Here is a 15,633-nt window from a genome sequence, read left to right on the forward strand (position 1 = left end):
GACATTCAGGACAGCAGTCTTTTCCGTGCGTTGTCGCTTACTTCCAGTCCGGCCCAGCTCGCGGTGCCCCGGTATATTTCCCTTGTCCCCTCTTCCAGTACTACTTCCAGCTCCGCCCGTAGGCTTTCGTTGATCTTACCGGTCATGGCACCGGCAATGGGGCTGGCAAGGTGACCGCCGGGTGCCGGATGACCAGTCAGTACGAGGCGGTGGGACCGATCAGAGAAGGTGAGCCCAACGGCTTCGCTTCCTTCGGGGAATTGCACTTGCACCCGCGCGCCCGTCCACGTAGTAAAGGTGTACAGCCGTCCGTTCAGCAAGAGGGTGCAGAGAAAGCCGGTAAAACTCGATCCCAACCACGGAATACTAGCGACACTGGCCATCAGGCTGGCGGGCTGTTCGGTACCGGAGAGGTGATTGCTCTGCGCCCAGATCCAGGCGTCGGGGAAGCCCGTTCCCCAGTCCTTTTCGGTGTATCCGATGCCGGAAGAAGCCCCCAGCGCGCGACCGTCCACACGAATGGTACCCCGCAGCCGGTGATGAAAACTGACCAGGCCGTGGTAACACTGCATTCTGGGCACGAAGCCGTACCACCCCATCACGCCGGGAGCCAGCGGGCGGGCGGGCCAGGGGGTGATGTCCTCAAAGGCGAGGTCCAGTTGGAGGTCGGGAAGATCAATCTGGAGCCGGTCGGTAGAGAAGCGATGGGGACCTAGTTTGAAGTCGAGGCGGTTGCTGTCGGGTACGAAGGCTTCCACCGGGTATTCTACGTAGCTTGAGGTGGCGGCCACCCCGTCCAGTACCTGAAGAAATGCGTGACGGGTTCCGTCTTCTCCGTAGCTGACGCCGGGAATGAAGGCGTAGGCCAGCTTGTGGGCGGGCACCACGATCTTAAAGTACCAGCCCTCGAAGTACGGGCCGTTACGGCCCCACCCCTGGAAGCGCGGCGGATCGAAGGCGGCACGCCGTCGCTTGATGAAATTTCGCACACCAGACTTACCCGGATTTTCCGGCCCTTGTTCGTCCCCAAGGCCACACTTCATCGCACCCGCGCGCGCCGGCCACGTTCATTTAGGCTTTCCTTAACGTGTGCCGACTGTGCAATTGATTTCGTGGTGGCATCAATCAGCCGTAACCTACCTTTCGTACACCCGACATTTCTTCCCCCCATGCGCTACCTTTCATTCTTCTTCGCCCTACTCTTTGCAAGCTCGCTGATGGCACAGGATTACTCCGACCGGTACCGAGAACTGAACGCACTAGCGGATGCCGGCAAGTACCGTAGCGCCCTGAAATTGGCCGATGAGATTTACTCCGCCGCGGAGCAAGCGGGGGAGGCCGATCAGATGGTGAAGGCACTGGATTACCGAATCGCCTACACTTCCGAACTCGAAGAAGACGGACCGCAGGCCACCATCAACCTGCTGCGTGAAGAACTGGACGGCCACCAGAGTATGCCGGTCGTGGCGTCACTCATCCACATTATGCTCGGACACGTTTATTACCAGTACGCCGAGCAAAACAGCTACCGCCTCCGTAACGCGACCGAAATAGCCGGGGCGGAAGTGACCGATACTACCGTACTGAGCGATTACAGCATGGACCAGCTGTTGCAAACCAGCCGCCGGCACCTTTACCGCGGACTCGATGTGGCCCGGGAAAATCAAATCTCCCTGACCCGTATTCCGGCCCTGATCACTGGTAGCCAACAGAGGAGCGCCGAAGTACCTACGCTCTACGACTTGCTCATCGACCGGGCCATGACGATCCTGGGCAGCTCCCTCGGTTCGGTCACCGACGAGCGGATGGCTGATCCCGCGCGTTTGCTGGTACCGGCGGCGGAATTCGTAGAGATTGACCTAAGTCTGAACTACGACTTGTCTAAAGGCACTCCCCGGAAGCTCCTGCTTTACCAACAGTGGATCGCTTACCATTTGACGGAAGGCGGTCCGGCCCTGTTCTACGCCGACCTGGAACGGATGCGGTTCGTACACCGCAACGGAGCCGCCGATTCTACTTACTTCTCCGCCCTGGAACGTATGTATACTTCCTACACCGGCCTACCGCAACGCGACCGGGTGCTGGTGGAAATGGCCCGCCTCCTCGATCGCGACGATACCGAGCTCGGCCCACGACCCCGGGTAAGGGCATTGGAGTTACTCGATCGGGTAGGGGAACAGGACGAACTGGCCCGCGTAGAGGCCAAGCAATTGCGGGCGACGATTACGGCCCCCTCGCTTCAGAGTCAGTCCTATAGCTTCTATCCCCTGCGTCAGCACCTGCTCGTCGGGCTCACCTACCGCAACGTAGAACGGGTATTCTACCGCGTCTACTCCTACGACCCGGCCGAGTCGGAGCGCAGTATTTACCGCAACGACGAGCGGTTAGCGGCTCTGATGTCCGGCAGACCGGTAGCTACCGGAAGCCAGCGACTGGCGGCGAACGACGATTACAGTCAGCACCTTACCGAGCTCGACCTGAATGCCCTGGCTGCGGGCGGATATCGCCTGGTCGTCTCGAGCGACGACAGATTTCGGACGGACTGGGGCGTTATGACCGTGACCAGTTTCCAAGTTACCGACCTCGGCATTGTTAAAATCACCGGGGCCGGACAGGATCTGGTGCAGGTCGTCGATCGGACCACCGGTGCACCCCGACCGGGCATTTCCGTCTCCGTACGCCAGCAAAATCGCCGCAACCGGCAGTACCTCCAGGTCGAAACCCGCCGCAGCGATGCGTCGGGTACCCTTACGCTACCCCAGGTCGATCGCTACAACAATTACCAACTGATCCTCACCGATCCAACTTCAAAGGATCGCCTAGTCACGGAACTCAGCGAATATTCGAACAGCTACGGTCCGAACCGCCGCGATACGTACACCACGCTGCTTACTGACCGCCCCATTTACCGTCCCGGCCAGACAGTGCATGTCTACGGCCTTCGCTACGAGACCGACGCCGACCTGATGCCTGCCATTCTTCCCAACGACCAGGTAACCGTCACGCTGCGCGATGCGAACTACCAGGAGGTGGCCAGCCAACGGGTAAACTCCGATGCGTACGGGCGTTTTAGCCTCGATTTTGAGCTGCCGTCCGGTGGGCTGACCGGAGACTTCACCATCGACACCGAAAACGGCAGCGTGAGCCTGCGCGTCGAGGAGTACAAAAGACCCCGCTTCTCCGTCACCCTGGAGGAGCAGGAAGCGGCTGCCCCCGGCGAAACGGTCACGATCAACGGCCGGGCCATGACCTACGCCGGTCCCGCCGTAGCGGATGCCCGGATAAGCTACCGCATCTACCTCGAAGAAGTACGCTGGATGTTCCACTACTTCCGGGGCGGCGGTGGCGGTGGCGGCGAGCGCGAACTACTCGCAAACGGGACTGCGGAATCGGACGCGGAGGGTAGATTTTTCTTCGATTTCACCACCTCCGAAAACCTATACACCGGTGGATACCGGCGATTCCAGTACGTGGTGGAGACCGACGTAGCCGACGCCACCGGAGAGACCCATACGGCGTCTACCACCTTCGGTATCCGGGGTGAACGATCGGCGGTTGCCGTCAGTCCCCGCGAGGAAACGGTCGACCGGGGTGACACCCTGCGGTTGAATATTGTCAGCGACGCACGCGACACCACCGTCAGGATCGCGCTGCGTATCGTACCGGTCACCAAACCCAACGCCGCCCTGCTCGGACGAAGCTGGGGGATGCCCGACCGGCCGGTCATCGAACGACGGGCCTTCGAACGTAACTTTCCCTATCTCGCCTACGCTCCGGTGCCGGAGCTGACGGAATGGCCTACTACCGGTAGTGCCGTGTATACCAATGCCGCCGTATCCATTACCGATGGAAGTGCCGAGCTGGCCCTGCCGGTTGATTTTACCGTCGGTCACTACCGCATCGACTGGACCTACGCGGACGGCACCGCAGGTGAGCCTACCACCTTCAGCGTGTATGCTTCCGCTACCGCCGAGCTTCCGGAAGGGGTCCTGTACCAGCTCGATCGGACAACGGACAAGGTCGAGGTAGGGGAACCGATCACCCTGCGCCTCATTTCCGCCCTCGACCTTCCGCTCGTGCACTACCAGTGGCAGAGCCGTAAGGGGATCGAGTCGGCCCGTGAAGAAAATAACGGACGCACCGTCGATTTTACCTACACCCCTACGGAAGCGGACCGCGGCGGACTGTACTTCAGTCTCGCATTTGTGCGCCTGAATCAGGTGATTGAAGAGCGTCGCCAAATCCCCCTCACGTGGAAGAATAAGGAACTCACCGTTACTTACGCGACCTTCCGCAACAAGCTGCGCCCCGGTGAGCCCGAGCGCTGGACCCTTCGATTGCGTTCGAACGACAGCCTCCCCGCAGCGGCCGCCGCCCTGGCTACCATGTACGATGCAAGCCTCGATCAGCTTTATGCGGCACAGAACTGGCAGTTTTCGCCGTACCCCAGTTTTTACGGAGAACGGTCCCTCGTCAACGCTTCCAGTTTCGGTAGCGACTGGGGACAAACCTTCGGTGCGCCGATCAGATTTTTGGTCAAGGATACCCTTCCCGATCTACCCCGCCTGAACCTTTTTGATCGGGCTACCGACTTGTTGCGGGGAAAGGTGTACGGCGTTGCCGTAGAGGGGCGAGCAAACATGCGTATGAGTGCCGCCCCCGTAATGCAGGATGCGGAGATGCAAGAATCTGGTGACCTGCAGGAGGTCGTGGCTGTCGCGCCCCCGCCCCCGCCGCCGAACGCCAAAGAATCTGCCCCGCAGCCGCCGCCCCAGATACGGACCAAGCTACAGGAAACCGCCTTCTGGCTGCCCCGTCTTACGGCCGGACCCGATGGTACCCTGGAAGTTTCCTTCACGAGTCCCGAAGCACTAACTGCCTGGAAATTCCGGCTCTTCGCTCACGATAAATCCCTGAACTACGTCATCTCCGAACGCGAGGTTGTTACCCAGAAGGAGCTGATGGTACTGCCCAACGTCCCCCGTTTTCTCCGGGAGGGCGACGAGATCGAGCTCACCGTCCGCATCTCCAACACCACCGACCAACCGATGGATGTAGCGGTAGAGCTGGAGCTCTTTAATCCCTTCACCAACGAAGCCGTCACCGGTTTTGGCGGGGCCGCAGGTGCCGCGTTAACCCAACAAGCAACGTTGGCGGGCAATGCATCCGCAGCCGTTCGTTTCCCCCTGTCCATTCCCGAAGGTGCCTCGCTCGACGGACCGCTCGGCTATCGCGTCATTGCCCGCAGCGACAACTTTAGCGACGGTGAGGAAAACGTGGTACCGGTACTCACCGACCGTACCCTCATCACCGTCAGCCAGCCCTTCTACCTGAAACGCAAGGACACCAAGACGATCACCATTCCGGGCCTTGCCGATCTGTCTTCGCCGAGCCTGACCAACGTAAGCTACACCTTCGAGGCCACCACCAATCCGGCCTGGCTGGCACTCAAGGCGCTGCCCTACCTAATGGAGTACCCCTATGATTGCACCGAGCAGCTGGTCAATCGCTACTTCGCCAACCAGCTGGCCTACGCGACGGTATCCTCCAAACCGGTGCTGGAACGGGTGTTCCGTCAGTGGCAGACCGACAGCACGGCCCTCCTCAGCGAACTCGAGCGCAACCAGGACCTGAAAAATGCGCTGCTCACGGAAACGCCCTGGGTGCGCGAGGCGCAGTCCGAATCAGCCCAGCGGGCCCGCATCGGTGACCTGTTCCAGCTCAAGCGACTTGCCGAAGAACAACGGCAGGCCCTGACGAAGCTCGCTGCCCGCCAGCAGTCCGACGGCGCCTACAGCTGGTTCCCCGACGGCCGCTCCGATCGTTACATGACACAGTACGTCGTCGAAACCCTCGTCCGCATGCGCCAGCTCGGTGTGGTAGCCAGCGATCAGAAAGAAACCGTACAACGGATTTCCGTAGCTGCCGTGGCTTACCTCGATCAGCAGCTTAAGGACGATTACGAACGGCTCTTTGCCAACGTCACCGATTCCGTCGATCTGAGAAAAACGTACCGCCCCTCCGCCCTGCAGGTGCACTACCTCTATGCCCGCTCGACCAGTAAGGTCAAGCTCCCGGACGACCAGCGTGCCCTCGACTTTTACCGCGAACGCGCCCTCGCTACGTGGACGGACTACGGGCTGTACGAACAGGCCCTGATCGCGCTCGCGGCCCACGCCAGCAAGCATCCGAAGGCTAAAGAAATCACGGAAAGCATGCGTGAACGCGCCCTCCACGCCGATGAGTTCGGCATGTACTGGAAGTACGCCCCCGGCTACCGCTGGTACAACCTACCCATCGAGACCCACACCCGCATCCTGGAAGCATTTAGAACAATCGATCCCCAGCAGGAAGAACTGGACGAGATGCGTCTCTGGCTTCTGACCAACAAGCGTACCAACCACTGGCCCACGACCAAGTCGACCGCCGCCGCCGTATACGCGATCCTAAGCGGAGGAGAAAACTACGTCGCGGAGGAGAATGCCCGTCCGGTCGAAGCCAGTTGGGCCGGCTCCCTTGGTAAAGAACTCAGCACCCGCGTCCGCGCCCTACAGGAAACGGCCGAAGCGGCCACGGGTCAGTTTACGCTACGCCTACCTGCCGAAGAAGTGAGCACCGACCTAGCCTCCGTAATGGTGAAAAACCGCGGCAACGACCTGGTGTGGGGTGGCGTCTACTGGCAGTACACCGAGCTTGCCCAGCGTGTCGAAGCCAGCAACGACGGACCGCTCACGCTACAACGAGAACTCTACAAAAAAGTGGGCGACCAACTCCATCCGATCACCGAAAATGACCCCCTGACCCCCGGCGACCGCATCACCGTACGCCTCACGCTCCGCAGCGATCGCGACCTCGACTACGTTCACCTCAAAGACCGCCGCGCCGCCACCTTCGAACCCGTCGACGCGCTCTCGACCTACCACTACGCCAACGGACTCGGCTACTACTTCGCCCCTGGCGACCTGGCCACAAACTTCTTCATCGACAACCTACCCAAAGGCACCTACACCCTGGAGTACGACCTCTTCACGACCTACGCCGGCAGTTTCAGCAATGGCCTCGGCCGGGTGCAGTGCATGTACGCTCCGGAGTTTGGGGGGAATAGTGGTGGGGGAAGGGTGGTAGTACGGTAGTTGTTTAGTAGGGTAGTACAGTAGTCAGTTAGTACAGTAGTACGGTAGTGCGCGGAAATTACTGTACTACTGTACTACTGTACTACCGTACTACATCACAGCTTAAGTTTCTCAATCCGTTCCGCAAGCACGTCGCGGTAGCTTTTGCCGACGGGTAGGGAGGTGATCTTGCCCTTTTCGGTTACTTCGACCATATTGCCCTGGAGGGCTTCGATGCGGCGGAGGTTGACGATGTAGCTGCGGTGAATGCGCTGGAAGTCGGAGGTGGGGAGCTTTTCTTCCAATGACTTCATGGTTTGGAGGGTGATGACGCGGTCGTTGGGGAGGCGGATGATGACGTAGTCCTTGAGGCCTTCGATGTAGACGATCTCGTCGATGTTGACGCGGACGAGCTTTTTGTCGGCCTTGACGAAGAAGTAGCCCGGTCCGCCGTCCTGTACGGGGAGTGCTTTGGCCCTTTGTTTCAGTTCGGCCTGTTCCACGGCGCGGTTGCAGGCCTGGAGGAAACGATCCATACTGATGGGCTTGACGAGATAGTCGAGGGCGTTAAGCTCAAAACCATCTAGGGCGTAATTAGGGTAGGCCGTCGTGAAGATGGTGACGGGGGGATCAGTGAGTCCACGCAGGAAGTCGGTGCCGGTGAGTTGGGGCATGTTGATGTCGAGAAACATAAGGTCTACGTCTTCGCGTTTCAGCACGTCGTTCGCTTCAAAGGCGTTGTCGCACTTCGCTACGAGCTCGATCTCGGGGATGCGTTCGAGGTAGGTTTCCAGAATGTCCTGGGCGAGGGGTTCGTCGTCGACGATGATGGCGTTGATCATGGGGGAGGGGGTTGAGGGTGGTGAGGGATTGAGGGTTACAGGGATTGAAGGATTGAGGGTGGTGAGGGATTGAGGGTTACAGGGGTTGAGGGGTGAGGGATTGAAGGTGGTGAGGGATTGAGGGTTACAGGGGTAGAGGGGTTGAAGGGTGTTGAAGATGGCCGGGGACGCAGGAGCAATGAGCGTGGTAGAACAAGCGGTGAAACGAGCGCAGCGAGCATTCCCGCAAATTCAATCCTTCACTCCTTCATTCCTTCACCCCCTCATTCCTTCACCCCCTCATTCCTTCACCCCCTCATTACAATATCAAATTAAGGTGTACCGCGTAAGTAGACGGCGTTTCGGTGATTTCCAGCTGGTGGCGGTTGGGGTAGAGGAGCTCGAGGCGGCGGCGGACGTTGACCAGGCCAATGCCTCCGCTGGGGCGGGCCGCATCGGGGGAGCGGGGGAGGACGTTGCCCTTGGTGTTTTCCAGTTCGAAGTGAATGGATTTTTGTTCTACTTGGAGGACTGCGTGGACGAAGCCGCCGCGGATGGCCGCATTGATGCCGTGTTTGAAACTGTTTTCGAGGAAGGGAATGAGGAGCAGGGGGGCGATCTGCTGATCGACAACCTGACCTTTGACTTCGAGGGTGATGTCGATGCCTTCACGCTGTCGGAGGCGTTCGAGGTCAAGGTAGTTTCTGAGGTAGTTGATCTCTTTGCGGAGGGGAACTTGCGGCTCGTTGCATTCGTAGAGCATGTAGCGCATCATCTCGGAGAGCTTGATGACGATATCGGGGGCCTTGTCTGACTTTTTGAGGGTGAGGGCGTAGAGGCTGTTGAGGGTGTTGAAGAGGAAATGGGGGTTGATCTGGGATTTGAGGAAGCGGAGTTCCGACTGCATCGTTTCATTTTCTACTTCCTGTTTCTTGCGGTTCTCGGCGATCCAGTCGGTCATGATCTTGCCCATGGAGCTGACGCCGCCAATGAGAAAATTGCCGAGGAAGTAGGCTTCCATATTGTTGAGGAGGTCGACTTGCACCTGTTCGCGGTAGGAGAACAGGAAGTACTTGATAACCAGCTCCATCGGAGTGAAGATCACCGATAGGCCGATCAGCGCCGCCAGGTAGATCCAGAAGCGACCCGGTTTGAGGTAGTTGGGGAAGAGAAACAGCAGGTTGGTGTAAACGACCACCATGAATACGACAATGGTGATGAGCTCATTGACCAACACGAGGCCGATGCTGTACTCCCCCGCCTGCAGCTGTAGAATGACCAGGATGCCGAAAAAGGCCAGCCAACCGAGCCCGTGGTAGAACGGACGGCGAACCAAAGTACTTCCCAGCCGCTCGGTGAAATTGCTCAGAGGGGAAACTATGGATTCTCGGGTAGCGAGGGACATCCGGACAAAGTACGGACGAGGTTCGGAATCGCCGCCGGTTTTCTACGAATGCGGAAATCGAACGGATGAGTGGCCCGGGCTACCTTTTCCACCGCGCAAACCGTGCGTGCCCTCCGACCGTTCATGGGGTATGGATGTACTCATCATCAGTGCCGTAGCCGGCTACATCATCTACCGCATCGGCCGGGAAGTAATGGGCAGTTTCCGTCATCCCGAGGACGAGGAGTTGCAGGATTACTGGAACAATATTACCAAGACCGAAGATCCCACGGCCTACCGGCAAATCAGCGAGCACCTGGCATCCTGTGAGTCCTGTCGGGATCGCCTCGATGAATTGCGCAAGCGGCCCGGCGGCCCCGGAGCCCACGGCCCGATGATCAGCAGGAGGTACTAAACATACGCCCCCCCGGCTTCGGTTATCCAAGTATGACCGTACAACGATTCCACGACGAAACCATCGATCAGTATTCCTACCTCATTGTCGAAGGAGGCGAGGCCATCTCTGTAGACCCTAATCGGAACGTGGGGCCCTACATTGAATATCTGGAGGATAACAAACTCAAGCTTCGCGCAATCATTCTAACTCACCGCGCGGGTTCCTTCGCTAGTGGCTGGGCCGAACTGCGGCAGTTGAGTGGCGCGGATGTGGTCGGCGCCTCCACCTACGGCTTTCACGGCGAGGGACAATACCGCAAGGCGGGTCGTGCTACCATGATCGAATTCGGGAATGGTTGCCACGTTATGACCCAGTTAACCCCCGGATATACGGCCGATAGCATCAGCCTGGTCGCCATGGATGCCAAGGGAGACACGCAGGGTATCTTCACCGGTGCCACCCTGCTCAATGAGGGGACTGGCTATCCGCTTCCCCGTCCCGAGGACATGAACCCACTCCACAATAAGCGGACCTACGCGAAGGAGATGTACGCAAGCATTACGAATATAATAAAGGGATTCGCGCCACGGGCTACCGTTTATGCGGGATTTGGCGAAGATGCGCACTTCAGCAAGATGGGCAGCTCGACCCATGGCCAATTTAATCTGACCGAGGCGCAGTCTGAGAATCCGTTATTTCAGCACAAAACGGCTGACCTGTTTGCGGATTGGCTACTTGAGGACTACCCATTCGTTCCGGCTTACGTTGCGGGTTGCCAGGCGAAAAACCCGGAAGGCTATCCCGTCTGGGCCCAGGCACTGGCCCCCTTCCGCGAACTGCTCGCACCGGAACACCAGGAGGCAATTAAGCTCAACCAACCCATCGTCAATAGTCAGGGGGGAGCCGTGATCCTGACGCCAGAAGATGCTGCTGACGGGAAGCACATTGCTCCTGCGTCCGCGCCCGTTGCTCTTCCCCTCGGTACGGATGAACTGATTATTGACACACGCCCCGCCGCCGATTTCCGCGCCGGACATCCCCGTAATGCCATTAATGTGCAGGCCGAGGGTCCCTTTGCGCTGTGGCTGGGCTCGATCGTGCGACCGGGAGAAGATTTTTACGTGCTGGTCGATAATTCGGAGCACGCCTATAATGTAGCCCAGAGTATCGCCAAAATCGGCTACGACGCTCAGGTCAGGGGAGCCGTGCTGTGGGCGGGCGGACTCGCTGCGGAAACGGAAGAACCGCTGGATATGGCGGACTTCAAGAAGGGGCACGTTGGCAGGTATACTATTGTCGATGTACGTCCGCCGAAAGCGGCTATGGAAGACACTCGCTTCTACGGGGCCATTAACGTACCCGTCTGGAAACTGCGTGACCGTTGGCAGGAGATTCCCCGGGATCGGCCTATTGTAGTCCACTGCGGGGGCGGATACCAGTCGGCGATCGGAGCCAGTCTGCTGCGAAAGTTCCTGGACGACGGGGTTAAGGTGTACGACCTCGGGGCGAAGGTGAAAGACTTCAAGGCGAAGCGATAGCAAAGACAAAAGGGCCGAACGTCAACTGACGTTCGGCCCTTTTTAATGGTAGCTACCTACTCTAGACCGTTTCGGCCAGGGTGGGGTAGGTGATGTATCCTTCGGGACCGGGGGTGTAGAAAGTATCCTGGTCGGGGATGTTGAGTTCGGCTTGTTCGCGGAAGCGCTCGACGAGGTCGGGGTTTGCGATGAAGGGGCGGCCGAAGGCGACGAGGTCTCCCTTACCGGCTCCGATGTCACTGTCGGCATCCTGGGCGGTGTATCCACCGGAAAGAATGATGGTGCGCTTAAAGGTTTCGCGGAGTTGGGTTTTGATCGACTGGGGGACGGCCGGGGCGCCCATGGCTTCGTGGTCGACAAGGTGGAGGTAGGCGATGCCGATCTCGTTCATCATTTCGGCGAGGGTGGTGAAGGTTTCGTCTACGCTGTCAAACTCGCCCATTTCGTTGAAGTAGCCGTAGGGGGAGATGCGCATACCTACGCGGTCGGCACCGATGGCCGCCACGGTGGCCTCAGTTACATTGCGGATGAAGCGAAGGCGATTTTCTACCGAGCCGCCGAACTGGTCGGTGCGGAGGTTGGTCTTGGGGTGAATGAATTGCTCGAGCAGGTAACCATTGGCGGCGTGTAGCTCTATCCCGTCGAAGCCGGCGTCGATCGCCAATTTAGCTGACGTAGCGTATTCCTTTACCGCGAAGGTGATGTCGTCGATGCTCATTTCCTGGGCAACGGGGATGTCGAGCATACCTTTTCCATCGACGTACATCTGGGTTTCCGTCATCTCGACCGGACTGGGGGCGAGTACCCGACCGCCGGCGGGCAGGTTATCGGGGTGGCTGACGCGGCCGCAGTGCATCAGTTGGAGGAAGATTTTGCCGCCGTCTTCGTGAACGGCCTCCGTCACTTTCTTCCAGCCTTCCGCCTGCTCGGTCGAAAAATTGCCGGGAATGCGGGGGTAGCCGAGTCCGTTGAAACTGGGGGAGGTGCCTTCGGTGATGATTAGGCCGGCGGTAGCGCGGTTGGCATAATAGGTGGTCATCAGGGAGTTTGGCACATTTCCCTCCGCGCGGGAGCGGGTGAGGGGGGCCATGACGACGCGGTTCTTCAGGGTGGTATTGCCGAGTTGGTACTCGGAGAGGAGATGGTTTAACATTTGGTTCGGGTTTGCTGGTGTAACGGGAGTGGGTACGCGGGAGTTCTAATTGATGTAGCTACACGGGAATGATTACGGGGGGATGACGGTGAGCCGTCCCACCGCTTAAGCCGTCGGACGGGGTCACCCCGTCCGGCATTTCAAATAGCGGACCGGGTGACCCCGTCGGTATGAAAGCGGTCGGACGGTTTCCACCCCCCTCACAGCGCAATCGGCGCCCCCAGCAACCCATCCGGTATCCCGAACCCATCCACCAGCGCCCCCGCCTCCGGTCGCAACTCGGCACAAAGAATATCGACCAGCTTACGCACCGCCTTACTCTTCTGCCCGCTGATGTAGCCACTCTCCAGGTACCAGGCGGCGTGCCCCTCGATGGTATGGGCGGCGTATAGCGTGATCACTTTTTCCAGCAGATCCGCAGTAGTAGCAGCAGTTCCGTCGGACGGTTCCAAACCGTCCGACAGATGCTGCTGCTCCCGTACCATTTCCACCCGCTTCAAACTTTCGTCCAGCACCAATTGCTCTACGTAAGCCTCAGCGGCCTTGATCATGTGGGTCTGACAAAGCAGACCGGCCTGGTAACTGCTCATTCCCCCCTTGATGTAGGCCCGCAACCGCGATCCCAGCGTACTCAGCAGCCGCCGGGCCCGGAAGTGAAAAGCGGAGACGTAAAAGCTGCGATTCTCCAAGTGCTCACGGTCGGTCTGCCGCACCACGTAGGGGTTTTGCTCGGTGACGATGGTGGTGACCCGCCGACCGAGGTACTTCAGTACGGCAATGTTGCCGTCTTCCTGAAAGGATTTGTTGAACTCCGTCAGCAAACTCTTGGCGAGCAGCTGCATCAGCACGGTATTGTCCCCCTCGAAAGTGGTGAAGATGTCGGTATCGGCCTTCAGGTCGGCAAAGCGGTTTTCGGCCAGGTAGCCCTTCCCCCCGGTAGCTTCCCGGCACTCCTGAATTGCGGCGGTGGCAAACCAGGTCGCGTAGCTCTTCATGCCGGCCGCCATCGCTTCGATCTCGCGCATTTCTTCTTCCGTCCGGCTGACGTAGCGGTCGAGCAGGTGATCGAGGCCGAACTGGACGGCGTATGCCTTAGCGACGAGGGGCAACAATCGGCGCTGCTGATTCGGGTAATCCAGTATAATAGTCTCCGACCGCATGGATTCGGAGGGAAACTGCCGCCGCCGCAACCCGTACCGCACGGCGATCGCCAGGGCCGACTTGGCCGCACTCAGTCCCGCCCGGGGTACGAATACCCGGCCGCCCACCAGCGTTCCCAACATGGTGAAAAAGCGACGGCTAGCACTCTCGATCGGACTCACGTAACGCCCCTCCTCATCAATTCCCCCGTACTTATCGAGCAGATTATCGACCGGCACCCGCACCTGATCGAACCACAGGCGGCCATTATCCACACCGTTGAGGCCCAGCTTATAGCCGTTGTCCTCGACGCGAATTCCCGCCAACGTATGACCGGATTCGTCGCGGATCGGCACCACCACGGCATGTACACCGTGGCTTTCCCCATTCACGATCAGCTGACAAAAGACGGCCGCCATCCGGCTGTGCATGGCGTTGCCGATGTATTCCTTACCGGCGGCGACGCTGGGGGTATGTACGATCAGTTCGCGGTTCTCATGGTCGTACACGGCGGTGGTTTCCAGTCCGCGTACGTTGCTCCCGTGGCCGGTCTCGGTCATGGCGAAGCAGCCGGGCAGTTCCAGCTTGCCGGTAGCTTCCAGGTAGGCATCGTGGTGCCGCTTCGTCCCGAGGTTATAGATCGCGCCCCCCCAGAGGCCGAATTGTACCCCAAATTTGATGGTCAGGCTCAGGTCGTGGTACGCAATGGTCTCGAAGGCCGCCGCGTAGTCCGCCATGCTGTCCTGACCGCCGTACTCCCGGGGGTAGGAGAGGGCGCCAATGCCCTCCCGGGCCAGTTCCTTGCACCAGCGCAGGACCTGCTCGCGGTAATCTTCTTTAATGCGCAGGGTGGTTCGCTCGAAGGAGGGGCGCAGCAGTATTTCCCTCACCCGGGCAATAGTCGCGGCGTGGTCCCCTTCCAGAATTCGTTGTAGTTCGGCCGGGTCGACGGTCGATTCCCGGATGGCCTCGTGGAGTTTTTCGCGCTGATCGTACTGGGGAAAAAGCGCCCGGTAGGTGTCTTCCCGGATCCCGCCGAGGCCCGCCTCGATCTGGTGGAGGGCGGGCAGTTGCTCCTGCCAGAAGGTAGTCTTTGCTTCCGGTTCGTCCTCGGCGGCAAGACCCAGCCAGATACCCAGTTCGGCCAGGCTGGCGGTGCGGTCTTCGGGCAGGTCCTCTGCGGCGCGGCGACCACTGGTCAGCCATTGTTGAAAACGCTCGCGGCTCGGCGGGTGCACGGGATCGCTCCAGTCGCTGAGGATTTGCCGGTCTTCCTCCGTAAGAAAGGGCAACTTGCCCGCTTCCCGTCGTAACGACTGAATTTCCGGCACACTCAGGTGACGGTCCGACCACGCTGCATACAAAAACGGAAGCATTGCCTGAATTCCGGGAGATAGGTAAGTGTTGCTTTGGAGGTCGGCGCCCATACGGTGTAGATGTTTTGTTATGAACGTCGGTTCCACCGGTCTGGTTGGTTCACTGTTTGGGCGGGTACGCGGGTGCAGGGTTAACTCCAGGAAGCGGTGTGCCGTGGCAACGGGGATTAGTGCAAACTCACGATGCGGTGCAACTGCCAGTTGTCGCCGTCCTGCTTCCAGATTACGAAAAAGCGACTTGGCAGCGAAGGGGCATCCGGCTCCTCGGCGTTTTCGAAGCGGTGATACCCCAGCTGTACCGCCCCGAAACCGGGAATCGGGTACACCTCCACCGTCTCGGGCAGCAGGTACCGGGTAACCTTGCCGCATATGTTGGCCTTCAGGGCCGCGAGCAGCTGTTCCTTTGAGGTAGCCAGGCCGCCGCGGTCGTGGTAAAATTCAAAGTCGTCGGAGTACATCACTTCCTGGGTAGTTAAGTCGCAGCTGTTGTAGGCATCGAAGTACTGCTTGTCCAGGTTGAGGATGGTGCGGTAGAGCTCCGGATCGACGGGCGTGTAGTCGGGAATGGGCGTTTGGCCGTGGAGGAGGGTCGTGGCGAGGAGAAGTAAAAGTAGATAGCGCATAGTTTAAGTTGACGCCCCGATAGCTATCGGGGGGGGGCACATTTTGTTTGCGCGGTCGGAGACCGCTTTGTGCTTTCGCGGTCTGAGAC

9 protein-coding genes are annotated in these 15,633 nt (G+C 59.3%); 3 read left to right on the plus strand and 6 right to left on the minus strand.

Features of this window, described 5'->3' with window-relative positions:
• Positions 1-5: 5 nt before the first annotated feature.
• Positions 6-989 (minus strand): tocopherol cyclase family protein, encoded by a 984-nt coding sequence (locus GGR28_RS19365; protein WP_183496065.1) that lies wholly within the window; start codon positions 987-989, stop codon positions 6-8.
• Between the two features lie 180 nt (positions 990-1,169).
• Between GGR28_RS19365 and GGR28_RS12115 the strand changes: the two genes are divergently transcribed.
• Positions 1,170-7,133 (plus strand): alpha-2-macroglobulin family protein, encoded by a 5,964-nt coding sequence (locus tag GGR28_RS12115; RefSeq protein WP_183496066.1) that lies wholly within the window; start codon positions 1,170-1,172, stop codon positions 7,131-7,133.
• A 95-nt stretch (positions 7,134-7,228) separates the two neighbouring features.
• On the opposite strand, the gene GGR28_RS12120 is transcribed toward GGR28_RS12115, so the two are convergent.
• Positions 7,229-7,954, minus strand: a complete 726-nt coding sequence (locus GGR28_RS12120; RefSeq protein WP_183496067.1) for a LytR/AlgR family response regulator transcription factor — start codon at positions 7,952-7,954, stop codon at positions 7,229-7,231.
• A gap of 298 nt (positions 7,955-8,252) precedes the next feature.
• Entirely contained in the window at positions 8,253-9,338 is a 1,086-nt protein-coding gene (locus tag GGR28_RS12125; RefSeq protein ID WP_183496068.1) for a sensor histidine kinase, read from the minus strand.
• Between the two features lie 130 nt (positions 9,339-9,468).
• On the opposite strand from GGR28_RS12125, the gene GGR28_RS12130 reads away from it, so the two are divergent.
• Entirely contained in the window at positions 9,469-9,732 is a 264-nt protein-coding gene (locus GGR28_RS12130) for a hypothetical protein (RefSeq protein ID WP_183496069.1), read from the plus strand.
• A gap of 32 nt (positions 9,733-9,764) precedes the next feature.
• Positions 9,765-11,252, plus strand: a complete 1,488-nt coding sequence (locus GGR28_RS12135; RefSeq protein ID WP_183496070.1) for a rhodanese-like domain-containing protein — start codon at positions 9,765-9,767, stop codon at positions 11,250-11,252.
• A 61-nt stretch (positions 11,253-11,313) separates the two neighbouring features.
• Here the strand turns inward: GGR28_RS12135 and GGR28_RS12140 are convergent, their stop codons facing one another.
• From GGR28_RS12140 to GGR28_RS12150, 3 genes are all read right to left on the minus strand, one after another.
• The gene (locus GGR28_RS12140; RefSeq protein WP_183496071.1) at positions 11,314-12,405 is read right to left on the minus strand and encodes an alkene reductase; all 1,092 of its coding nucleotides are present in this window, start codon (positions 12,403-12,405) and stop codon (positions 11,314-11,316) included.
• Between the two features lie 200 nt (positions 12,406-12,605).
• Positions 12,606-14,972, minus strand: coding sequence for an acyl-CoA dehydrogenase family protein (locus GGR28_RS12145; RefSeq protein ID WP_183496072.1), 2,367 nt, complete (start codon positions 14,970-14,972; stop codon positions 12,606-12,608).
• 116 nt (positions 14,973-15,088) lie between these two features.
• Entirely contained in the window at positions 15,089-15,544 is a 456-nt protein-coding gene (locus GGR28_RS12150) for a nuclear transport factor 2 family protein (protein ID WP_183496073.1), read from the minus strand.
• Between the last annotated feature and the right edge of the window lie 89 nt (positions 15,545-15,633).

The sequence above is a fragment of the Neolewinella aquimaris genome, from assembly GCF_014197245.1.
In the GTDB taxonomy this organism is placed as follows: Bacteria; Bacteroidota; Bacteroidia; order Chitinophagales; family Saprospiraceae; genus Neolewinella; species Neolewinella aquimaris.